General features: G+C 68.5%; 19 protein-coding genes and 1 pseudogene. 6 read left to right on the top strand and 14 right to left on the bottom strand.

Going from position 1 to position 21,283, the window contains the following annotated elements:
- Positions 1–87: 87 nt before the first annotated feature.
- The 5 genes from proB to VGC18_RS02315 all read right to left on the bottom strand — a co-directional run bounded on the left by proB (position 88) and on the right by VGC18_RS02315 (position 3,803).
- Complete coding sequence (gene proB, locus VGC18_RS02295) at positions 88–885, bottom strand: glutamate 5-kinase (protein ID WP_331093801.1); 798 nt, start codon at positions 883–885, stop codon at positions 88–90.
- On the bottom strand, positions 878–2,428 hold the full coding sequence (gene obgE / locus VGC18_RS02300; RefSeq protein ID WP_331093803.1) for a GTPase ObgE: 1,551 nt from the start codon (positions 2,426–2,428) through the stop codon (positions 878–880). Before obgE ends, proB begins: the two co-directional genes overlap by 8 nt.
- A gap of 90 nt (positions 2,429–2,518) precedes the next feature.
- Positions 2,519–2,776, bottom strand: coding sequence for a 50S ribosomal protein L27 (gene rpmA / locus VGC18_RS02305; RefSeq protein ID WP_331093805.1), 258 nt, complete (start codon positions 2,774–2,776; stop codon positions 2,519–2,521).
- 19 nt (positions 2,777–2,795) lie between these two features.
- On the bottom strand, positions 2,796–3,104 hold the full coding sequence (gene rplU, locus VGC18_RS02310; protein WP_331093807.1) for a 50S ribosomal protein L21: 309 nt from the start codon (positions 3,102–3,104) through the stop codon (positions 2,796–2,798).
- 138 nt (positions 3,105–3,242) lie between these two features.
- Positions 3,243–3,803: a hypothetical protein gene (locus VGC18_RS02315; protein ID WP_331093809.1), complete on the bottom strand. Its 561-nt coding sequence runs from the start codon at positions 3,801–3,803 to the stop codon at positions 3,243–3,245.
- 32 nt (positions 3,804–3,835) lie between these two features.
- On the opposite strand from VGC18_RS02315, the gene VGC18_RS02320 reads away from it, so the two are divergent.
- Positions 3,836–4,102 carry a DUF4031 domain-containing protein gene (locus tag VGC18_RS02320; protein ID WP_331093811.1) on the top strand — a complete coding sequence of 89 codons (267 nt, stop codon included), beginning with the start codon at positions 3,836–3,838 and terminating at the stop codon, positions 4,100–4,102.
- Between the two features lie 267 nt (positions 4,103–4,369).
- Here VGC18_RS02320 and VGC18_RS02325 read toward each other — a convergent pair whose 3' ends face one another.
- Genes VGC18_RS02325 through VGC18_RS02340 form a run of 4 tightly spaced genes read right to left on the bottom strand, consistent with a single transcriptional unit; the run spans position 4,370 to position 10,235 of the window.
- A complete protein-coding gene (locus tag VGC18_RS02325; protein ID WP_331093812.1) occupies positions 4,370–5,722 on the bottom strand; it encodes a hypothetical protein in 1,353 nt (450 codons plus the stop codon).
- Positions 5,723–5,771: 49 nt separating this feature from the next.
- Positions 5,772–6,506 (bottom strand): TIGR03943 family putative permease subunit, encoded by a 735-nt coding sequence (locus VGC18_RS02330; protein WP_331093814.1) that lies wholly within the window; start codon positions 6,504–6,506, stop codon positions 5,772–5,774.
- 16 nt (positions 6,507–6,522) lie between these two features.
- Complete coding sequence (locus VGC18_RS02335; protein WP_331093816.1) at positions 6,523–7,548, bottom strand: permease; 1,026 nt, start codon at positions 7,546–7,548, stop codon at positions 6,523–6,525.
- 44 nt (positions 7,549–7,592) lie between these two features.
- On the bottom strand, positions 7,593–10,235 hold the full coding sequence (locus VGC18_RS02340) for an Rne/Rng family ribonuclease (protein ID WP_331093818.1): 2,643 nt from the start codon (positions 10,233–10,235) through the stop codon (positions 7,593–7,595).
- Positions 10,236–10,602: 367 nt separating this feature from the next.
- On the opposite strand from VGC18_RS02340, the gene VGC18_RS02345 reads away from it, so the two are divergent.
- Together VGC18_RS02345 and VGC18_RS02350 are read left to right on the top strand one after the other, a co-directional pair.
- Positions 10,603–11,589 carry a vitamin K epoxide reductase family protein gene (locus tag VGC18_RS02345; protein ID WP_331093820.1) on the top strand — a complete coding sequence of 329 codons (987 nt, stop codon included), beginning with the start codon at positions 10,603–10,605 and terminating at the stop codon, positions 11,587–11,589.
- A 123-nt stretch (positions 11,590–11,712) separates the two neighbouring features.
- Positions 11,713–12,609 carry a DsbA family protein gene (locus tag VGC18_RS02350; protein WP_331093822.1) on the top strand — a complete coding sequence of 299 codons (897 nt, stop codon included), beginning with the start codon at positions 11,713–11,715 and terminating at the stop codon, positions 12,607–12,609.
- A gap of 4 nt (positions 12,610–12,613) precedes the next feature.
- Here the strand turns inward: VGC18_RS02350 and ndk are convergent, their stop codons facing one another.
- From ndk to ileS, 4 genes are read right to left on the bottom strand one after another with little or no spacing between them, the layout of a single operon-like run.
- Positions 12,614–13,030, bottom strand: a complete 417-nt coding sequence (gene ndk / locus VGC18_RS02355) for a nucleoside-diphosphate kinase (protein WP_331093824.1) — start codon at positions 13,028–13,030, stop codon at positions 12,614–12,616.
- 10 nt (positions 13,031–13,040) lie between these two features.
- A complete protein-coding gene (locus VGC18_RS02360) occupies positions 13,041–13,448 on the bottom strand; it encodes a DUF4233 domain-containing protein (RefSeq protein ID WP_331093826.1) in 408 nt (135 codons plus the stop codon).
- Positions 13,445–14,848: a folylpolyglutamate synthase/dihydrofolate synthase family protein gene (locus tag VGC18_RS02365; RefSeq protein ID WP_331093828.1), complete on the bottom strand. Its 1,404-nt coding sequence runs from the start codon at positions 14,846–14,848 to the stop codon at positions 13,445–13,447. The genes VGC18_RS02360 and VGC18_RS02365 overlap by 4 nt, the downstream gene beginning before the upstream one ends.
- Complete coding sequence (gene ileS, locus VGC18_RS02370; protein ID WP_331093830.1) at positions 14,841–18,131, bottom strand: isoleucine--tRNA ligase; 3,291 nt, start codon at positions 18,129–18,131, stop codon at positions 14,841–14,843. Before ileS ends, VGC18_RS02365 begins: the two co-directional genes overlap by 8 nt.
- 243 nt (positions 18,132–18,374) lie before the next feature.
- Between ileS and VGC18_RS02375 the strand changes: the two genes are divergently transcribed.
- Positions 18,375–19,322 carry a cation diffusion facilitator family transporter gene (locus VGC18_RS02375; protein ID WP_331093832.1) on the top strand — a complete coding sequence of 316 codons (948 nt, stop codon included), beginning with the start codon at positions 18,375–18,377 and terminating at the stop codon, positions 19,320–19,322.
- Between the two features lie 157 nt (positions 19,323–19,479).
- On the opposite strand, the gene VGC18_RS02380 is transcribed toward VGC18_RS02375, so the two are convergent.
- Entirely contained in the window at positions 19,480–19,827 is a 348-nt protein-coding gene (locus VGC18_RS02380; RefSeq protein WP_331093834.1) for a hypothetical protein, read from the bottom strand.
- A gap of 84 nt (positions 19,828–19,911) precedes the next feature.
- Here VGC18_RS02380 and VGC18_RS02385 point away from each other — a divergent pair, with 84 nt between their 5' ends.
- Both VGC18_RS02385 and VGC18_RS02390 read left to right on the top strand, forming a co-directional pair.
- Complete coding sequence (locus VGC18_RS02385; protein ID WP_331093836.1) at positions 19,912–20,526, top strand: DUF3887 domain-containing protein; 615 nt, start codon at positions 19,912–19,914, stop codon at positions 20,524–20,526.
- A gap of 123 nt (positions 20,527–20,649) precedes the next feature.
- Positions 20,650–21,266, top strand: a pseudogene (locus VGC18_RS02390) (hypothetical protein).
- Positions 21,267–21,283: the final 17 nt, after the last annotated feature.

Below are 21,283 nucleotides of genomic sequence, written 5' to 3' on the forward strand. Positions count from 1 at the left end.
TTCCGGAGAGTGGCGTAGAAGGTCTCGGCGTCGAAGTCGGCCTCTGCGGGCCGCGCGGTGTTCTCGAGCAGCGACATGCCCATCAGTCTACTTTTCGCCGCGCGCGGCCGGCTCGAACCAGGTGCCGACGGATGCCCCGCCCAGGGCGTCCGCGACGAGCTCCGTCGAGGTGACGATCACGGCCGTCCCCGCCTCGGCCGCATGCCGCGCGGCGGAGACCTTGGTCTGAGCTCCCCCGGTGCCCACACCGGCCGAGCCGACCGAGCCGATCTCGACGCCCTCGAGCGGATCCCCCAGGGGGACGACCGCGATGGGGGTCGCACCCGGCTGCTGCGGCGGCTTGGTGTACAGCGCCTCGACGTCGGAGAGGAGCACGAGCAGGTCCGCGCCGATGAGCCGGGCCACGAGCGCCGCCAGGCGATCGTTGTCGCCGAAGCGGATCTCGTGCGTCGCGACGGTGTCGTTCTCGTTGACGATGGGCAGGATGCGCAGGCCGAGCAGGCGCTCGGTCGCCCGTTGCGCGTTGCTGCGGTGGGTCGGGTTCTCCAGATCGCCCGCGGTGAGCAGCACCTGGGCGGCGACGATCCCGTACCGGCGCAGGCTCTCCTGGTAGCGGTAGACGAGTACGTTCTGACCGACGGCGGCCGCGGCCTGCTGGGTGGCGAGGTCGGTGGGCCGGGCATCCAGATTGAGGTAGGGCATGCCGGTCGCGATGGCGCCGGACGAGACCAGGATGACCTCGGTGCCGCGGGCGTGGGCCGTCGCGAGGGCGTCCACGAGCGGCCCGATCTGGCCGACGTTGGCGCCGCTGATCGACGAGGAGCCGACCTTGACGACGAGCCGCCCGGCACTCGGGATGTCGGCCCTGGAGAGCGAACTAGGCATCCGTCGGCGAATCCTCCGTCGAACCGGCGGCCCTCTCGGCCACGGCGAAGCCCTCGTCGTCCTGCCACATGCCGGCCTCCCGCTCGCGGACGAGCTCGGCGCGAGCCTCGGCCTTCGCGTCCATGCGGTCGAGGTATTCCTGGCGGCGGGTCTTGCTCGTCGGGCGATCGTTCTGGAGCAGGCGCGGGTCGGTGCCGCGGGGCGCGGCGATCAGCTCGGCCGTGGAGGTGAGCGTCGGCTCCCAGTCGAACTCGACCGGGCCGATGACGACGGTCGAGCCGGCGACGGCACCGGCCTTGAACAGCGCATCCTCGACGCCCGCCTTGGCGAGCCGCTCCGCGAGGAAGCCGATCGCCTCCTCGTTGCTGAAGTTGGTCTGCGCGACCCAGCGCACCGGCTTCGCGCCGACGACCCGGTAGATGTTGCCGCCGGAGCCGCCCTCGACCCTCACGGTGAATCCGGCGTCGTTCGTCGCCCGCGGGCGGAGCACGATGCGCGGTTTGGCCTGCTCGGTCGCGCGGACGGCACGGCCGGCCTCGACCACCTCGGCCAGGGCGAAGGACAGCTCGCGCAGCCCCGCTCGGCTTACCGCGGAGATCTCGAAGACCCGGTAGCCGCGGGCCTCCAGCTCCGGGCGGACCATGTCGGCGAGGTCGCGCCCCTCCGGCACATCGACCTTGTTGAGGGCGATCAGCTGCGGCCGGTCGATCAGGGGAACCTGGCCGTCTGGCACCGGATACGCGGCGAGCTCGCCGAGGATGATGTCGAGGTCGCTGATCGGGTCCCGCCCGGGCTCCAGGGTGGCGCAGTCGAGCACGTGGAGGAGTGCGGTGCATCGTTCGACGTGGCGGAGGAACTCGAGGCCGAGCCCCTTGCCCTCGCTGGTGCCCTCGATGAGCCCCGGGACATCCGCGACGGTGTACCGGACCTCCCCCGCCTGCACGACGCCGAGGTTCGGGTGGAGGGTGGTGAAGGGGTAGTCGGCGATCTTCGGCTTGGCGGCGGAGATGGCGGCGACCAGGCTGGACTTGCCCGCGGACGGGTAGCCCACGAGGGCGACGTCGGCGACGACCTTGAGCTCGAGGAACACATCCCCCTCGAACCCAGGGGTGCCGAGGAGGGCGAAGCCGGGCGCCTTGCGCTTGGTGGATGCGAGGGCGGCGTTGCCGAGGCCGCCCTGGCCGCCGGGAGCGGCCAGATAGCGCATCCCCGGCTCGACGAAGTCGATGAGCTGATTGCCGTCCTCGTCCTTGACGACCGTGCCGACGGGAACGGCCAGAACGACCTCTTCGCCGTTGAAGCCGTTGCGGTGGTCGCCCATCCCGGGGCCGCCCTTGTCGGACTTGCGGTGCGGGGCGCGGTGGAAGCCGAGCAGGGTGGTCACGCCGAGGTCGCTGACGAGGACGATGTCTCCGCCGTCTCCCCCGTTGCCGCCGTCCGGCCCGGCGAGCGGCTTGAACTTCTCGCGTTTCACCGAGACGCAGCCGTCTCCGCCGTCTCCGGCCTTGAGATGAAGCGTCACCTGGTCAACGAAGGTAGCCACAACGCATCCCTCCGTATCGAACTACTGGTTAAAAGGTTCAAGCGAGCCGAAGCTCGCTCGAACGTGAACTGCGGGTCGATCGATGTCGACCTACTGAGCTGCCGTCACGATGTTGATGACCTTGCGGCCGCCCTTCGCGCCGAACTCGACCGCGCCATCGGCGAGGGCGAACAGCGTGTCGTCGCCGCCACGGCCGACGTTGACGCCGGGGTGGAAGTGCGTGCCGCGCTGGCGGACGATGATCTCGCCGGCGCCGACGACCTGGCCGCCGAAGCGCTTCACGCCGAGGCGCTGTGCGTTCGAGTCACGGCCGTTGCGGGTGGAGCTTGCGCCCTTTTTGTGTGCCATTAGTGTTCAGCCCCTGTCGTTACTTGATGCCGGTGATCTTGATGCGGGTGAGCTCCTGGCGGTGCCCCTGGCGCTTCTTGTAACCGGTCTTGTTCTTGAACTTCTGGATGACGATCTTCGGGCCGCGGAGGTCGCCGACGACCTCGGCCGTCACCGTGACCTTCGCAAGCGCCTTCGCGTCGTGCGTGATCGTCTCGCCATCGACGAGCAGCACGGGGGCGAGCTCGACGTTGCCGTTCTCGTCGGCCTTGATGCGATCGAGGACGACGATGGTGCCGACCTCTACCTTTTCCTGCCGACCACCGGCGCGCACAACTGCGTAAACCACTTGGTAACCCTAACTATTTGACTGGCCAATCGATTTGACTGGGACGTCCAGAAGAAGTCTTGGCGTGTTGTTTGATTCTTTGCGGGCTCAGCCCAGCACACACCAAGGGACAACAATACTCGATTGTCCGTTGCGCGGTCAAACCCCGTCGTGAGTCTCGGCGGTGGGGGCTCCCGATGAGCGGCGCGTCGCGGGGATCCAGAGCAAAACGCCGGCGAGAACGACGAGCGGCGTCGACCCGATGAAGGACTGGATGCCCGTGTTCACCGCCTGCAGCACGGACGAGAATGCTTGCGAGCCGCTGAATGTCGCCGCGGGGAACGAGTTGGCGAACAGCGCCCCCTGGAATTCGATGGAGCCGAGCAGGCCGAGGACGACCCCCACGACGAGCACCAGGGCCGCACCGACACCGCTGGCCAGCACGGAACGGAGGACGACGTCCATCAGGCGCAGCCGCGGAACGATCGGGCGAATCAGCCAGAGGCCGAGCAGCACGCCGACGCTGAACGGGAGGGCGACCTGCCAGAGCTGCCCGAGGTAGGCCCCCAGCCAGTCGAACGGCTCATGGATGTAGATCAACGCGGAGAAGAGCTCACCGAGCAGCGACTGCGCCACCAGGACGATCAGAATGCCCACCGCGGCGAGCGCGGCGGGTGCGAAGGTGCCCCGAACGGTGATGCGCGAGGTCGATGTGCTCATGATGTGTCCCCATCCCTGTCTAGAATCGGCCCATGACGGTGTTGATCGACGAGCCCAGGTGGCCCGCCCACAACACGCTCTGGTCGCACCTGGTGAGCGACAGCTCGCTGGACGAACTGCACCGTTTCGCCCGCGAAGCCGGCATTCCCCTGCGCGCCTTCGATCTTGACCATTATGACGTACCCTCAGCACGGTATGACGAGCTGGTCGCGGCGGGTGCGGAACCGGTCACCATCAGGCAGCTGGTCGAGCGGCTGCGGGCGAGCGGCCTGCGGATCCCCCAGCGCGACCGGCGCTAGCCGTCACCAGGTCGCGCCAGTACCGGCCCGACACCGGCCGGCCGCTGATGAATATCCGATGGCGGACATCCCCATCCGCCCCACACCCGCGCCGGTGGCGGGAGAAATTGTCTCGCGGCGGGAGGCGCGTCTCCCGCCGCGAGAACGTTTCCCCACCACGAGGTGTCATATCTCCCGCCGCGAGACGACTTCCGCGCCACGAGGTGCCATATCTCCCGCCACGAGAACGACCGGGAGGCCCCGCCCCAGCGCGACCAGCGTTAGCCGTCACCAGGTCGCGTCGAAGCCGTCCACGCTGCGCACGACCGCACCGGTGGCGACGTCGACGAACACCGTCGAGACCGAGGTCGACTGCGCATCCACCGAGTACCCATCCGAGACGCTGCTCGAGACATCCGGGATCACCGTCACCGCGACATACTGGCCGTTCGGGGAGACCCGGAAGTCGTCGATGCTGCCCTTGTTGTCGACGGTCTGGAACAGGATGCGACTGGTGGCGCCGCGCTCGGAGACGAGGTAGCTCGCGAACGCGCCGGGGTGGTCGGGGTCGAACACCGCGACCTGCTGCACCCGATCCGTCCCTGTCCCGAGGATTGCCACCTTCCCGCCGTAGGTCGTCGCCCCGCCGAGGGGACGCGTCGGGAGATATGTCTGCGCGCCGTCCTTCAGCGAGGAGACGAGCTTGTTGCCGAGGGCGTCGCCGACGACGATCGCCGTGCCATCCGGGCACACGCCGTCGAGCTCGGCGTACTGACGCAGCGGCGTCACGGACCCGGGCTTCTTGGCGTCGATCAGCAGCATCGTCCGATCCTCGGCCTGCGCCACCAGGCTCGTGCTGCTCCCGATGAACGCCCAGGCGAGCACCGCGAGGGACCTCGAGTCGATGCCGAGCACCGGCTGCACGGTGTGCGCACCGGCGAGATCGAGGGTCATGAGGTCGCCGGAGTACCCCGCCCCCTCCCCCGAGCCGGTGAACTCGAATCCCACGATGCCCGTCTGCGGCGCGACCTGGAGATCGTCGACGACGCCGGGTTCCGGCAGCTGCACCCGCTCGACGGGACCGCCGGAGAGGCTCACGATCGACAGGGAGCTGGTGTTGTCGTCGTTCAGGCTGCTGACGACGATCACCCTCGCGTAGACGACGAACTGCTGGATGCGCGGCGCCGAGTACACGATCGTGCGCCCGGTGTCGCCCAGGCTCGTGCGGAGGATCGTGTCTGGCTGTCCGCCCCCGGCGGCGGGGTCGGCACGGTCGAGGTAGTAGACCCGCGCGGCGCCCGTCGTGAACGAGTAGCGGAAGGTCTGCGGCCGATCCTGATAGAGGCTGGTCACCCCGGCGACCCTCACCGTGTACCGCGTGGCGTATCGCAGCCGCTCCGAGAACTGCACGGAGATGACCTGCCCGCCGGCGCTCACGCTGAACGGAGTTGCCGGCGTGATCGTCACCTGCGACTTCCTCACCGCGGACACGTTCTGGTTGGCGAAGAGCCTCAGCTGCTGGTCGGCCTGGGCGACCGCCTGGCTCGTGTCCACGGTCGCGGTGGAGAGCTTCGGACCCTGGACGTAGTCGAGCGCGGCGAAGCCGGCACACAGCACGACGAGGACGGAGATCAGTGCCACGAAGGTGCGGCGGAAGCGGGCGGCCGATCGGCGCGACCGCGGCCGCGTGTCAGTAGAGGTAGGGGTCACGGGGCTGGCTCACGGCGGTGGTTGCGGTCGGCACGAGCGCGATCGGCTGGCGGCTCCTGCTGCTCGGGTTCGTGTCGAATTCGCCCGTCACGCGCACCCATCCGTCGGCCTTGAAGCCGTTCTTCCAGTTCGGCAGGTAGACGGGCACGCCCACCGGCTGGGCGTCGACCGCGCAGCAGGTGATGACGAAGCGGGAGACGTAGAAGACGTTGTCGGGGTCGTCCTTGTCCGCCGTGACGAAACCGGTCACATCCGCGGTCTTGTCCCGGTAGAAGTTGACGTCGCTGGTCTGACGCAGCAGCGAGGACCAGTCGAGCACCGTGAATTTCGAGGAGGCACCCGACGGCGCGGATGCGGCGGAGCCGACCGTCTTCGTCGCTGCGCCGACGTTTGTGCTGTTGATGACCCGCTGGTCCGCGGTGGCCGTCGTCAGGGTCGCCGGGGGGACGACCACGAGGCCGACGGCGACCCCCAGGGTGAGCACGGTCGCGATGACCGAGACGACGGCGCCCCAGCGTCTCGGCGGCTCGTCGTGGTCGTGATCCGGCCGCGCGACGAGACCCGCAATGACCAGAGCCAGACCGAGCGCCGCCATGATGACGGTGAACACGATGTACCGCGGGTGGATGTACAGGATCAGCTGGCCGGTGACGGCCAGCCACACGGTGGACACCAGCGCGGCCGTGCACAGCACGACCCCCTGCCACCTGCGCACCCACCGCCACAGTCGTTCAGGAGACATAGTTGATCACCAGCCCGATCAGGGCGCTGAGGAGCGCGACGAGGATGGTCAGCTGCACGAGCACCCGCACCCGGAAGGTGGTCCGCATGAGGGTCAGCATCTTGATGTCGACGATCGGCCCGAAGACGAGGAAGACCGCGATCGATCCCGGCATGAAGGTGCTCGCGAAGGGGAGGATGAAAAACGAGTCGACGTTCGAGCAGACCGAGATGACGAAGGCGAGCACCATCATCGCGAGGATCGACCAGACGGGGTTGCTGCCGAGGTTCAGCAGCACGGCCCGGGGGACGACGACCTGGACGAGCCCGGCGACGAGGGCGCCGATGAAGAGCGCGGGCATCATGACGCTGCCCTCGTGGGTGAACAGTTCGACGCTCTTGCGCCAGCGGCCGCCGGCGTGCTCGTGCCGGTCCGGCAGCCGGCACTCGGCGGCGAAACGATCGGTGAGCAGGCCGTCCTGATCCGGATGCCTGTCGAACAGCCAGCCGATCACGTTGGCGACCAGGAAGCCGCCGACGAGCCGCGCAGCGAAGACCCAGCTGGTGAAACCGAAGGCCTGACCGGTGGTGAGGATGGTGATCGGGTTGACGATGGGGGCCGCCAGCAGGAAGGTCATCGACTCGGAGACGGTGAAGCCCTTGATGAGCAGGCCGCGGGCCAGGGGGACGTTGCCGCACTCGCACACCGGCAGGAGGATCCCGAGCAGCGAGATGACGGCGCGCCGGAGGAACGGGCTGCGCGGAAGCACCCTCATGATCCAGGTGTCCGGAATCCACACCTGGACCACGATGGAGAGCACAACACCGAGGATGACAAACGGCAGCGACTCGATGATGACGCTGATGCTCAGGGTGAGCAGGTCCTGCACCTGGTTGGGCAGCGACCAGGCCCCGAGCGCGGGGGTGACGGCGCGGATCACAAAGATCAGGACGATCCCGACCAGGCCGACGATCAGCCCGACCCCGGTGGGTACGCCGGTGCGACCTCGCTGCCGCTCAGCCGTCCGGGTGCCCACCCGTCGGATATTACGTCGCCGCGCCGCCCCCGCGCGGCGACGCGCTATTCGATCGGCGAAGTGGGAGCGGATTCGGAGGCCGGCGGATGCACGGTCCCCGCGCTGGACGCCCGGCGCGAGATGCGCGAACGTCCCTGGCCGGGCTGCTTCGGCTCCGGCAGCGCCTCGAGCACGGAGTCGAGGATCTGCTCCGCGTCGTGGGTGCTGATCCGGCGCGGCGGCCGTTGGACCTTGGCCACCGGGATGTCGAGGATCGCCATCGCGGCCTCCGCGGCCGCCACGGACGCCTCTTCGGCGCGGCTGGGCGCCGCCGGCATCTCCTCGACCACGATCAGACCGGGCTCGGCCACGATCGGCCCGGGCTCGGCAGTCTCGGTCGGCGCAATGGTGCTGGCCGCGATCTGGGCGAGGGCGTTCTTCACGTCGTCGGTGATGGCGTGGGTCCCGCCGGCGCTCTTCTGGGCCGGCGCCTGGGCCTGACGGGCGAAGTCGCCGCCGTTGCCGCTGTTCCCGTTGCCGCCCTTGCCGCCGCGACCGCGGCGCACCTCGGGCTGCGCGGTCTGGCGATGCTTGGTGACGGGGTCGTGGTGGATGATGATCCCCCGGCCGGCGCACACCTCGCAGGGCTCGCTGAACGACTCGATGAGGCCGAGGCCGAGCTTCTTCCGGGTCATCTGGATGAGCCCGAGGCTCGTCACCTCGGCGACCTGATGCTTGGTCCGGTCACGGCTGAGGCATTCGACGAGCCTGCGCAGGACGAGGTCCCGGTTCGACTCGAGGACCATGTCGATGAAGTCGACGACGATGATGCCGCCGATGTCGCGCAGCCGCAGCTGGCGCACGATCTCCTCCGCCGCCTCGAGGTTGTTCTTGGTGACGGTCTCCTCGAGGTTTCCGCCGGAGCCGACGAACTTTCCCGTGTTGACGTCGACCACGGTCATGGCCTCCGTGCGGTCGATCACGAGGGAGCCGCCGGAGGGCAGCCAGACCTTGCGGTCGAGCGCCTTCTCGATCTGCTCGGTGATGCGGTACTCGTCGAAGGAGTCCGCCGTGCCCTCGTAGGTCTGCAGCCGGTCGACGAGGTCCGGGGCCACCTGGCCGAGGTAGGTCGAGATCGTGGCGAACGCATCCTCTCCCTCGATGACCAGCTTGTGGAAGTCCTCGTTGAAGACGTCCCGAACGATCTTGACCAGGAGGTCGGGCTCGCTGTGCAGCAGCGCGGGCGCCTGAACGGTCTCGAGGGTCTCGCTGATGGCCGCCCACTGCGCCGTGAGGCGGTTGACGTCCAGCGTGAGCTGCTCCTCGGTCGCCCCCTCCGCCGCGGTGCGCACGATGACGCCGACGTTCTCGGGGAGGACCTCCTTGAGGATCTTCTTGAGTCGGGACCGCTCGGTGTCGGGGAGCTTGCGGCTGATCCCGTTCATCGAGCCGTTGGGCACGTAAACGAGGTAGCGGCCGGGAAGGCTGACCTGGCTGGTGAGCCGGGCGCCCTTGTGTCCGACCGGATCCTTGGTGACCTGCACGAGCACCTTGTCGCCCGGCTTGAGCGCGAGCTCGATGCGACGGGCCTGGCTCTTGCCCTCCGCGGAGTTCTCCGCCGCGGCATCCCAGTCGACCTCGCCGGAGTAGAGCACGGCGTTGCGGCCGCGTCCGATGTCGACGAACGCCGCCTCCATGCTCGGCAGGACGTTCTGCACCCGGCCGAGGTAGACGTTTCCGATGAGGCTCGCGTCGGCGGCCTTGGCGACGTAGTGCTCAACGAGCACGCCGTCCTCGAGCACGCCGATCTGGATGCGGCCGAACTTGGAACGCACGACCATCACCCGGTCGACGGCCTCGCGCCTGGCGAGGAACTCGGCCTCGGTGATGACCGGACGACGACGACCCGCGTCCCGCCCGTCACGACGACGCTGCTTCTTGGCCTCGAGCCTGGTCGAGCCACGGACCTTGGTCGGTTCGTTGCTCAGCTCCGGCGCCGGGCGCGGCGTGCGCACCTTGACCACCGTGTTGGCCGGTGACCCGCCGCCGTTGCCGTCGCGGTCCTCTTCCCCCGAGCGGCGCCTGGCCCGACGGCGAACGGTCGCGGTGTCGTCGTCGCCGGCGTCCTGCTGGCCCTGGCCACCGGAACGGCCGTTCTGGCGGGGAGGGAGCACCGGGATGTCCGGTGCCTGGAAGATGAGCGAGGTGGTCGGGCGCAGCGGGACGACGGGGGCCGGTTCCGGCGCGGCGGATTCCTCGTTAACGGTCGCGTCGTCCGACGGCTGGTCGGCGGCGTGGGCCGCCTTCCTGCTCGTGCTGCGGGCGGGCGCCTTCGCGGGCGCCTCGGCGGGCTCGGGCTCGGAGGACCGGTCGGTCGCCTCCGTCACGGTGCCGCCGTCGCGGTCGGCGGCATCCGAGGCCGAGGTGGCCTTCGGTGCGGTTGCCCGGCGCGCGGGAGCACGGCGAGCCGGCGCCTTCTGCTCGGCGGGCTCGGCGGGCGCCTGCGCCGGAGCGGCGACGTCTGCCGGAGCGGACGCCTCGGCGGCCGGGGTCTCGACCGGTGCCGGGGCCTCCGTCAGCGCGGTCTCCTGCGCGGTGGCCGTCTCGGCCGACTTGCCGGACCTGCGTCCGCCGAAGAGACGCGTACGCCGCTTTCCGCCCTCGTTTTTCGCCCCGTTGTCAGTGTTCTCTGAATTTGTCTCCACCATTGCTGGTGCACTCCTCGCCCGGGCGGTGGCCGCGCCACCCACCGGGTACTTTCTCGTGCGGCCTTCGACTTCGGCGAATCTGGCGCCTCGGCGAACTCCGCTAATCCTTACGCTCCAGGACCGGCCATCGTGGCTCTGGTCCCGCTCGTTTGTGATGCTGCTTGCTCGAAACTGGCTATTCGACACGATCGTAGGGCGGCACCGTCTTGTGAGGTCATGAACAACACGGTGTCGATTCTGCGCGGCCCGGTTTGGTGCCCGGTAAGCATTCTTTGTGGTCACGTCGAGCGCGGCTCGGGTGACTAGTTACAAATTATCGCATGCATTGCCATCAACGCGGCATTTGGCCCGTGCAATAATCTGCAGGGTGTCAACACCACCCTCGGCGGGGCGAGAGCGACTGTCCGCCTCCGGCCTCACCGCGATCGGTGCCCTCGGGGTGCTTTTCGCCTTCATCCAGACGGTCATCACCTTCTCCCACCTCGAGTCGGGCGCTTCCGGTCTCGCCCTGATCGGCGCGGACAACGAGCTCGGTTACCCCTCGTCCGCCCTGGCACTTGCCGTGTTCACCCTCGTGGTCGCCGTCGGCGTCGGGACCCTTTCGGGCGGCCGGTTCGGCGGCTCCTGGTGGACGGCGCTCGTCGTCATCCTCAGCCTCGCGACTGGCTTCGAGCTCTGGGCCACCGTGCTCCAGTTCACCCCCCTGCTCCTGGTGCAGCTGATCCTGGCGGCCGCGGCTCTCGCGATCGCCGTCCCGCGCATCCTGCCCCTCGGCCAGACCGCCGGACTGGGGATCTTCCTCGTCGTCGCCTCGTCGATCGGGCTGTTCGCCGCCTTCCGGCTGACCGTCGAGAAGGTGGTCACCTACGTCAGCCCGGATGCGCGCCTCACCTGCAACCTCAGCGTCCTGGTCCAGTGTGGCAAGAACCTGGCCTCCTGGCAGGGTTCGCTGTTCGGCTTCCCCAACCCGCTCCTCGGCCTCGGCGGTTGGACGGCGGCCCTGCTCGTCGGCCTGGCCCTCCTCTCCGGCATCCGGTTCGCCAGGGGGTTCTGGATCGCCTTCGCCATCGGCGTCGCCGGCGCGCTCGCCCTGGTGATCTGGCTCATCAGCCAGAGCATCTTCGTGCTCGGCACGCTCTGCCCCTGGTGCATGGTGACCTGGGCGGTGACGATCCCCAGCTTCTGGGCGGTCGCCTTCCACGTCCTCAAGACCGGAGCCGTCCCGGTGCCAGCCGGCGCCCGGCGGTTCTTCGCCGCGGCATACACCTGGGTGCCGCTCATCACCCTGCTGAGCTACCTGGTCGTCGCGCTGATCGCGCAGGGACGGCTGGATGTCATCCACCACTGGGGATGAGCGTCGCCGACGGAGGGCCTCACTGGAAGTGCACTCGCAGGAAGCGCAACGACGACGCCCAGTTCCATCCCCTAAGTTAGAACTCGGTCTCTGGTCAACAAATAAGAACGTTGGTTTTGCAACATGGTCGCTCCCGCTAGCCCCACACCCCCGTCCGGCAAGAAGGACAGGCGCGAACAGGCGAGGGAGACCGCACGCCTCGAACGCGAGGAGGCCAAGAAGCGCCAGCGCCGCAACCGGCGCCTGCTGCAGGGCGGGCTCGGCGTGCTGGTCATCGCGATCGTCGTCATCGTGGTCGTCGTCGTGGTGAACGTCTCCGGATCGGGCACGAGCAAGGGCGGCACGGCGGCCCCGCGCAATCTGGCCAGCGACGGCGTGCTGCTCAGCGGCAGCGGCGGCGACAGCGGGACCATCACGGCGACGCGCACCGCCGCCATCAAGCCGAACGGCAAGCCGATCGCGACCGATGCGAGCAAGCACACGAACACGGTGAACATCGTCACCTACATCGACTACCTGTGCCCCTACTGCCAGCAGTTCGAGGCGACCAACCAGGCCCAGATCGAGAGCTGGGTGAAGGCGGGCACCGCGACCCTCGAGATCCACCCGATCTCGATCCTCGACAACAGCTCCCTCGGGAGCAAGTACTCCACCAGGGCGGCGAACGCCGCGGCCTGTGTCGCCACCTACGACCCGGACAACTTCTTCGCGGTCAACGCGGCGCTCTTCGCCAATCAACCCACCGAGAACACCACGGGCCTCAGCGATTCGAAGCTGATCTCCGTGCTCAAGGGGGCGGGCAGTGGCAGCAGCACGATCAGCTCGTGCATCACCTCGCAGAAGTTCGTCGACTGGGTCGCGAGCGCATCGACGAGGGCGACGACCGGGCCGCTGGCCAACACCTCCGTCGCCAAGGTGACGGGAACGCCGACGGTGCTCGTCAACGGCACCCAGTACTCCGGCTCGCTCACCGACGCGGACGCCTTCGCGAGCTTCGTCGCCGCCCAGGCGTCGAACTAGCCGGTCAGTCGAACCAGAGGGCCAGCTCCCTCGCCGCGGACTCCGGGGAGTCGGAGCCGTGCACGAGGTTCTGCTGCACCGCGAGCCCCCAGTCGCGGCCGAGGTCCCCGCGGATCGTCCCGGGGGCCGCGGTCGTCGGGTCGGTGGTGCCGGCGAGCGACCGGAAGCCCTCGATGACCCGATCCCCCGCGATGCGGAGCGCGACGATGGCGCCGCTCTCCATGAACTCCACGAGGGGCTCGTAGAACGGCTTGCCCTGGTGCTCCTCGTAGTGGCTGGCCAGCAGCTCCCGCGAGGCCTGGACCAGCTTGATGTCGACGAGCTGGTAGCCCTTCGCCTCGATGCGGCGCAGGATCTCGCCGGTCAGGTTGCGGGACACGCCGTCCGGCTTGACCAGGACAAGGGTCTCTTCTGTACTCATGGATGCTCTCCTAGCGGTGGTCGGTTGATTGGTCGAGATCGGTCGTTCGGGCGAGGTAGGCGGCCTCGCGCGCATCCAGGCGGCGGCCGGTGACGAAGCAGTAGATCCAGATCGCGAGGAAGACCGCGCCGATGAAGTACATCATGGGCACGAGGATCCCGACCGCGATGAGCACGGCCTGCAGCAGCCAGCCGAGCCAGACTCCCCAGGGATAGCGCACGAGCCGGCCGTCGAGGAGGAGCACAACGAGCAGCGCCGCTCCCCCGCCGAAGGCGATGCCTGCCGGAAGCGCCCGCAGCCCGAAGACGACGAGGGTGACGAAGAAGACGAGCACCGCCTCGAGCATCAGCGTGATCGACAGGAGGGACTCCGAGGCGGATCGCTCGCGCCGCGCGGCCGGAGCGGCCCCGTCGGTCACCGCTTCCAGCCTTCCCGGTCGGCGAGGACGAGGGCGTCGCCGATGAGGGTGATCGAACCGGTGACGACGACGGCGCGGCGCGGCGCGGCCTCCGCCCATTCCCGCGCGGAGGCGATGGCCTCCGACAGGCTGTCGAACTCGAAGGTCCTCTCGTCTCCCGCCCGTTCGCGCACGACGTCGGCGAACTCCTCGACGGGCACCGCCCGGTCGGAGCTGGAGGCAGTCACGAAGAACCGGCTGGCGACGGGGGCGAGGGCGTCCACGATGCCCCGCGCATCCTTGTCCCCCAGCACGCCGATGACGAAGAGCACCTCGTCGAAGGTGAAGTAGCTGATGATCGCCCTGGCGAGGGACTGCGCGCCGTCGGGGTTGTGGGCGGCGTCGATGATGACGGTCGGGTCGACGCCGATCACCTGGAGCCGGCCGGGCGAGGTGGCGGTGGCGATGCCCTCCGCGAGCACGTCGCCGACGAGCGCCTGGGTTCCCCCGCCGAGGAACGACTCGACGGCGGCGATCGCGACGGCCGCGTTCTGCGCCTGGTGGTCACCGAACAGCGGCAGGAACAGGTCCTCGTAGGTGGCGGCGAGGCCGCGGACGGCGATCACCTGACCGCCGACGGCGACGGTGTTGCTGAGCACGTCGAAGGCCGCTCCCTGCACGGCCATGGTCGACTCGCTGAGCTCGGCCGCCCGTTCCAGCTCGGCGAGGGCGGTCTCCGGCTGGGCGGAGGTCACGACGGCGGAGGCGGGCTTGATGATGCCCGACTTGGTCGCGGCGATCTGGGCGACGGTGTTGCCGAGGCGGGCCATGTGGTCGAGCGAGATCGGCGTGAACACGGCGACCACGCCGTCGCCGACGTTGGTCGAGTCCCATTCGCCGCCGAGACCGACCTCGATCACGGCGACGTCGACCGGGGCGTCGGCGAAGCTCGCGAAGGCCAGCGCGGTGAAGGCCTCGAAGAAGGTCAGCGGCGCCTCCCCCATCGCGGCGAGCTCGACATCCACCATCTCCAGGTACGGCTCGATGTCACGATAGTTGGCGACGAGCGCCTCGTTCGAGATGGGCTCACCGTCGATGACGATGCGCTCGTTCACCCGCACGAGGTGCGGGCTGGTCAGCAGACCCGTGCGCAGGCCGTAGGCGCGCAGGATGCTCTCGGTGATGCGACTCGTGCTCGTCTTGCCGTTCGTCCCGGTGATGTGGATGATCGGATAGGCGCGCTGCGGGTCGCCGAGCAGCTCGACCACCCGGCGGGTCGGGGCGAGGCGCGGCTGCGGATTGGCCTCGCCGATGCGGCCGAGCAGCTCTCGATAGACCTCGTCGGCGTCCTTCTGGAAGAGGGCGTCGTCGCTCAGCTCCGGGTCCTGTGGGTCCTGCTCGTTCGACGAATCCTTAGACATCGGCTCCTGCTCCATGGATCGTGACCTCGACGAGCACATCGCCGCCGTTGGAATACTGCCCCGCCGCAACCCGCGACCGGAAGGCGCCGAGCCTTCCGTGCCGGGCGGCGAACACCTCAACATCCTCCTCCTCGGTGTCGACGAAGCGGGTCTCGAGGGCGAGGGTCTCCTCGGCGATGCTCGCCGAGAAGGGCTCGACGCCGAACCGCTCCGAACCGGAGGCGAAGTAGAGGGTGAGGTCGATGCGGTCGCTGACCGCAAAACCGGCGGCCTTGCGGGTGTCCTGCACCGCGCGGATGAGGTCGCGGGCGAGCCCCTCCGCCTCGAGCTCCCAGGTCGTCACGGTGTCGAGCAGCACGAAGCCGCCTCCCGGCAGGAAGGCGATCGCCTTGGTCTCGTCCGCGGCACGGAGCCGGAGGGTGAACTCGCCCTCCAGGAGCTCGAGGCCCCCGGCGGTCACGACCCCGTCGGTCACGGAATAGTCGCCGGCCTTGGCGGCCTGGATGACCCGCTGGACGTCCCTGCCGATGCGCGGGCCGAGGGTGCGCGCGTTGACACTCAGCCCGTACTCGATGCCGTGCTGCTCAAGGCTCGTCGGGCGCAGCTCCTCGAGCCGCACCGCCTTGACGTTGAGCTCCTCCTGGAGGATGTCCGTGAACGCCGCGAGGCCCTCGACGTCCTCGGCGACCACGGTCAGCTCGGCCAACGGCAGCCGCACGCGCAGCCCCCTGGCCTTGCGCAGTCCGAGGCCGGCGGAGGCGATCTCGCGGATGCGGTCCATCGTCGTGACCAGGCCGTCGTCCTCGGGGAACAGGTCGGCGTCCGGCCAGTCCGTCAGGTGCACGCTGCGACCGCCGGTGAGCCCCTGCCACACCTTCTCGGTGATCAGCGGCAGCAGCGGGGCCGCGACCCGGCTCACCGTCTCGAGGACGGTGTACAGGGTGTCGAACGCCTCCGGACTGTCGCCCGACCAGAACCGGTCGCGGCTGCGCCTGACGTACCAGTTGGTGAGCACGTCGGCGAAATCCCGCAGCGTCGCCGCGGCGACCGGGCTGTCCAGTCCGTCCAGCTGGGCCGTCACGTCGAGGATCAGCCGGCGGGTCTTGGCCAGAAGGTAGCGGTCGAGCAGGTCGCCGGAGTCGGTGCGCCAGGCGGCCTCGTGGCCGGAGGCGTTCGCGTACAGGCTGAAGAAGTAGTAGCTGTTCCAGAGCGGAAGCATCAGCTGGCGCACGCCCTCGCGGATGCCTTCCTCCGTCACCACGAGGTTGCCACCCCGGATCACCGAGCTGGACATGAGGAACCAGCGCATCGCATCCGCGCCGTCCCGGTCGAAGACCTCGGAGACATCCGGGTAGTTGCGCAGCGACTTCGACATCTTCTGCCCGTCGCTGCCGAGCACGATGCCGTGGCTGATGACGTTGCGGAAGGCGGGCCGGTCGAACAGCGCCGTCGAGAGCACGTGCAGCAGGTAGAACCAGCCGCGGGTCTGCCCGATGTACTCGACGATGAAGTCCGCGGGGTTGTGCTGCTCGAAGAAGTCCTGGTTCTCGAAGGGGTAGTGCACCTGGGCGAACGGCATCGAGCCGGAGTCGAACCAGACGTCGAGCACGTCCTCGATGCGGCGCATGGTGGAACGACCGGTCGGGTCGTCGGGGTTCGGTCGGGTGAGCTCGTCGATGTACGGGCGGTGCAGGTCGGTCGGGCGCACGCCGAAGTCCCGTTCGAGCTCGTCGAGCGAACCGTAGACGTCGATGCGCGGGTGGCTCGGGTCGTCGCTCTTCCAGATCGGGATCGGCGAGCCCCAGTACCGGTTGCGGGAGATGGACCAGTCGCGGGCGCCGGCGATCCACTTGCCGAACTGGCCGTCCTTGACGTTGTCCGGCACCCAGTTGATCTCCTGGTTGAGCTCGCCCATGCGGTCGCGGAACTCGGTGACCCGCACGAACCAGCTCGAGACCGCCTTGTAGATGAGCGGGTTGCGGCAGCGCCAGCAGTGCGGGTAGCTGTGCTCGTAGCTCGCGACCCGGAGCAGCCTGCCCTCGGCGCGGAGCATCTGGGTGAGCGGCTTGTTCGCGTCGAAGACCTGGAGGCCGGCCACCTCGGCGATGAGCGGCAGGAACTTGCCGCCCTCGTCGACGGAGATGATGACCGGGATGCCCGCGGCCGCGCAGGTGAGCTGGTCGTCCTCGCCGTAGGCGGGCGCCTGGTGGACGATGCCGGTGCCCTCCCCGGTGGCGACGTAGTCGGCCACGAGGATGCGCCAGGCGTTCTGGGTGCCCCAGGTCGCCTCGTCGGCGTAGTAGTCCCAGAGCCGGTCGTAGGCCACGCCCTCGAGCTCGGCGCCGAGGTAGGTGCGCTCGATCGCGGCGAGCGCCTCCGCGGCGGACTCGTAGCCGAGGTCCTTGGCGTAGGCGGCGACGGTGTCGGCGGCGAGCAGGTACCCCGCCAGCCCCTCGGCGGATCCGTCTGCGGCCCCGAGCGGACCGCTTGGAAGGACGGCGTACTCGATCGCCGGGCCGACGGCGAGCGCGAGGTTCGTCGGCAGCGTCCACGGGGTCGTCGTCCAGGCGAGCGCCTTCACGCCGGTGAGCCCGAGGCTCTCCGCCTTCGCGCCGTCCAGCGGGAAGGTCACGGTGACCGTCTGGTCCTGCCGCATCTTGTAGACGTCGTCGTCCATCCGCAGCTCGTGGTTGGACAGCGGGGTCTCGTCGTGCCAGCAGTACGGCAGCACCCGGAAGCCCTCATAGGCGAGCCCCTTGTCGTAGAGCTGCTTGAAGGCCCAGATGACGCTCTCCATGTAGGTGATGTCGAGGGTCTTGTAGTCGTTGTCGAAGTCGACCCAGCGGGCCTGGCGGGTGACGTACTCCTGCCATTCCTCGGTGTACTCGAGCACGGACTCGCGGGCCTTCGCATTGAAGGTCGCGATGCCCATCTCTTCGATCTCCGACTTCTCGGTGATGCCGAGCTGCCGCATGGCCTCGAGTTCTGCGGGCAGGCCGTGGGTGTCCCAGCCGAAGCGGCGGTGCACCTGCTTGCCACGCATGGTCTGGTAACGGGGGAAGAGGTCCTTGGCGTACCCGGTGAGCAGGTGCCCGTAGTGCGGCAGGCCGTTCGCGAAGGGCGGGCCGTCGTAGAAGACCCACTCCTGGCATCCTTCGCGCCGGTCGATGGATGCCTGGAAGGTGCCGTCCTTCTTCCAGAAGTTGAGGATGCCGCGCTCGATCGCCGGAAAGCTCGGGCTCGGGCTGAGCGGTTCGTTCGATCCGTCGTGCGGGTAGGTCATGTCACTCCTGGGGCAGTTGCACTGTGTGCGGGGACGACGGGTGTTTTCTCCAATCCCGCCGCGGTACCACCCCGCTTGCAACCCATGCGCTTGACGTGCCACGCCGGGAGCCGCTCTCGTGGGACGTGACGTGCCCCGACCGCCCGGGTCTACTGGGCTCTCGCCGTTCTTCCGGAGACTCCCCGGTGATGGCCGGATCGATGTCGTTACGACGATTCTAGAGGACATGACACACTGGAGGGGATGACCGCTCCCGCCGAGAAGGTTCAGGCCGCCGGCTCGCTCACCGTCGTGATCGCGCTGGGAGCAAACCTGCTCGTCGCCGTCGCGAAGACGGTCGCCTCCTTCATCACCGGTTCGGCGTCCATGGTGGCCGAGGCCGCCCACTCCTGGGCCGACTTCGGCAACGAGATTTTCCTGCTGGTCGCGGACCGCCGGTCGATGCGGGAACGCGACGACCCGCATCCGCTCGGCTACGGACGCGAGGCCTACGTCTGGTCGATGTTCGCCGCCTTCGGCATCTTCACCGCCGGCGCCGTCGTCTCCGTCTGGCACGGCCTGCAGGAGATGCTCTCCCCCGAGGCGACGACCGACTTCGGCATCGCCTACACGGTGCTCGCCGTCTCGTTTGTGCTCGAGGGCTTCTCCTTCCTCCAGGCCTACCGTCAGGCCCGCTCCGGTGGGATCAGCCGCGGCATCTCCACCGGGCGCTACGCGCTGGTCAGCTCCAACGCCACCCTCCGCGCGGTCTTCGCCGAGGACTCCGCGGCGCTGATCGGGCTTCTCGTCGCCTTCCTCGGCATCCTGCTCCACCAGCTGACCGGGATCGCGGTCTTCGACTCGGCCGGCTCGATCCTGATCGGGCTGCTGCTCGGCGGGGTGGCGGTCGTGCTCATCGACCGCAACCGGCGGTTCCTCATCGGCGAGATGCCGGATGCCGCGCTCCAGGCCGACGTGCTCTCCGGCCTCCTCGCCCGCCCGGAGATCGACCGGGTCACCTACCTCCACCTCGAGTTCGTCGGGCCCGGCAAGGTCTTCCTCGTCGCCGCGGTCGACCTCGTCGGCGAGAGCACCGAGACCCACGTCGCCATCGCGCTGCGCCGGGTGGAGGCGGAGCTGGAACGGAACGACCACGTCGAGGAGGCGGTGCTCACGCTCTCGACCCCGGACGAGCCGTCGTTGGGGGTGTAGCGGTTACTGTCGTCGACCGGGTACTCCTCATCCGGCAGCTGCTGGCCGAGGGCGTAGGCGAGAGGCCCGCCGGTGTCCAGCGCGCGGACGACGCGTCAGAGGTTCGTCCGCGCATGCGGCCGCGAGCAGGACTAGCGGGTGTCGCGTGCGCGTCGCCTCAGGTTCGTGGCGCAAGGCTCGCCGCCACAGCTTCCGGGTCGTCGCAGCCGACGACCAGCTCGTCGTACTCCGCTCCGTTCAAGCGGATCACCACTCCGCGAGGCCGGCCATGGTGAACGACGACGAACGACTTCTTGCCCCCACCGCGGATCGTGCCCACCACAAGCACGCCGGGGATGCCGGTCCCGGTGCGGATCCCGTGCACGACGTCGAGCGCGTCCTCAACGACTTCCACGTCCCGCACTGCTGTCCGCGGGACTCTGACGTCGCCACGGATGGCCTCAAGCTTCTCCGTGGGCGTGAGCGCGAGAACCACCTCGTCGCCCTGCACTGTCACCTCGGCCACGTGGCGCTCCTTTGATGTTTGTTGGCTTGCCGCCAGAGTCAGCATCGTTTACAAAAGCGCTGTCTGTCAAGCTATGCTTTACAGGTGGCTGAATCATTCCTCACGCTCGCGAACCAGCTCCACCGCGATCTGGGCGCCATCGTCGCCGCTCCCGTGCTGACCGAGAACCCAGACCCCGCCGCGGCGGTGCGGGCCTCCGTCGAGTTGCAGTCCCAGGTCACCGCTCTTGTCGCGGCAGCGGCAGAACAGGCCCGTGGCGCAGGAGCCACCTGGCAGGAGATCGGCCAAGCCCTCGGCGTCACGCGTCAGGCTGCGTTCCAGCGATTCGGCAAGCCCATCGATCCGCGAACAGGAGAAACCATGAACACCGTCCCGCTGCCCGAAGCCGCCACGCTTGCCGAGGCCGTCATCGACGAGCTCTCCACCGGCAGATGGGACGAGGTCGCCGAACGGTTCGACTCGCAGATGCGTGAGCGGCTCGGCAGCGAGGGACTGGCCGCTGCATGGGCCCAGGTGATCGGCCTCGCCGGCGCATACGAACGCCGAGGAGAGGTCGAGGCGGCACGCGCGGCCGACGTGACCATCACCAACACGCCCCTCGCCTTCGAAGCAGGCGACTTCACCGCACGAATCTCTTTCCGCGACGACCAGACCATCGCCGGGCTCTACCTCCTCGCCACCGAACCGAAAACGTCCTAACCAGGGACCTTCGACCTCGATCTGCACATGGTGTGGCCCTTCGACCACTAGATGAGTGAGTCCTCTTAGGGCTTGGCCGCGTGGAGGCTGTTAATCGCAGGTGGAGGGTGTTAAACCCTGTGTGTGAAAACCGACCTCAACATCCTCCTGACCACACTTTACGTCCATCTCGACGATCGGATCCTGCCCGGACTCGGCTTCTCGCGAGACCGTCACCCGGGGACGCAAACCGGCGCTGACCGATGTCGAGTTGCCCTGCCTTGTCGTCGCCCAGCAGATGCTCGGGATCGCATCGGATCGCAAATGGATCCGGCATGTTGCTGCGCCTCCCACTCCCGATTCTTCTGGGGCTTTCGCCTCTACCTGATCTGCACTTCCGACGGAATGCCGACTGTCTGGGAGCTGGCGAACCCGAAGATCGGAGAACGCGAAGCCGCCCGGATTTCGAAGCCTTCATCACCGACGACCTCGGCGCCCACCTGATCCGCCCGGATCGCAAGGACGAGAAGAAACACTTCGGCAAACTCGGTCGCATCCGCCAATGGGTCGAATCCGTCTTCGACACCCTCAAAGGCCAACTCACCCTCGAAGAACACGGCGGCCGCAGCATCCCCGGCGTCTCCTCCCGCATCGCCACCCGACTACTCGCCCTCGCCGCAGCCATCTGGCACAACTGGCTCATCGGAGCCCACCACAAACGATCCCTCACCGCCTACGACCATGAGGACTCACTCATCTAGGCCAGATGACTTTGAGC

The organism is Lacisediminihabitans sp., assembly GCF_036404185.1.
In the GTDB taxonomy this organism is placed as follows: domain Bacteria; phylum Actinomycetota; class Actinomycetes; order Actinomycetales; family Microbacteriaceae; genus Lacisediminihabitans.

What these genes read in the sequence shown, in the direction of transcription:
- proB (WP_331093801.1), bottom strand. Translation starts at nt 885, where the DNA reads ATGCCTAGTTCGCTCTCCAGGGCCGACATCCCGAGTGCCGGGCGGCTC.
- rpmA (WP_331093805.1), bottom strand. Translation starts at nt 2,776, where the DNA reads ATGGCACACAAAAAGGGCGCAAGCTCCACCCGCAACGGCCGTGACTCG.
- VGC18_RS02315 (WP_331093809.1), bottom strand. Translation starts at nt 3,803, where the DNA reads ATGAGCACATCGACCTCGCGCATCACCGTTCGGGGCACCTTCGCACCC.
- VGC18_RS02320 (WP_331093811.1), top strand. Translation starts at nt 3,836, where the DNA reads ATGACGGTGTTGATCGACGAGCCCAGGTGGCCCGCCCACAACACGCTC.
- VGC18_RS02340 (WP_331093818.1), bottom strand. Translation starts at nt 10,235, where the DNA reads ATGGTGGAGACAAATTCAGAGAACACTGACAACGGGGCGAAAAACGAG.
- VGC18_RS02350 (WP_331093822.1), top strand. Translation starts at nt 11,713, where the DNA reads ATGGTCGCTCCCGCTAGCCCCACACCCCCGTCCGGCAAGAAGGACAGG.
- ndk (WP_331093824.1), bottom strand. Translation starts at nt 13,030, where the DNA reads ATGAGTACAGAAGAGACCCTTGTCCTGGTCAAGCCGGACGGCGTGTCC.
- VGC18_RS02365 (WP_331093828.1), bottom strand. Translation starts at nt 14,848, where the DNA reads ATGTCTAAGGATTCGTCGAACGAGCAGGACCCACAGGACCCGGAGCTG.
- ileS (WP_331093830.1), bottom strand. Translation starts at nt 18,131, where the DNA reads ATGACCTACCCGCACGACGGATCGAACGAACCGCTCAGCCCGAGCCCG.
- VGC18_RS02375 (WP_331093832.1), top strand. Translation starts at nt 18,375, where the DNA reads ATGACCGCTCCCGCCGAGAAGGTTCAGGCCGCCGGCTCGCTCACCGTC.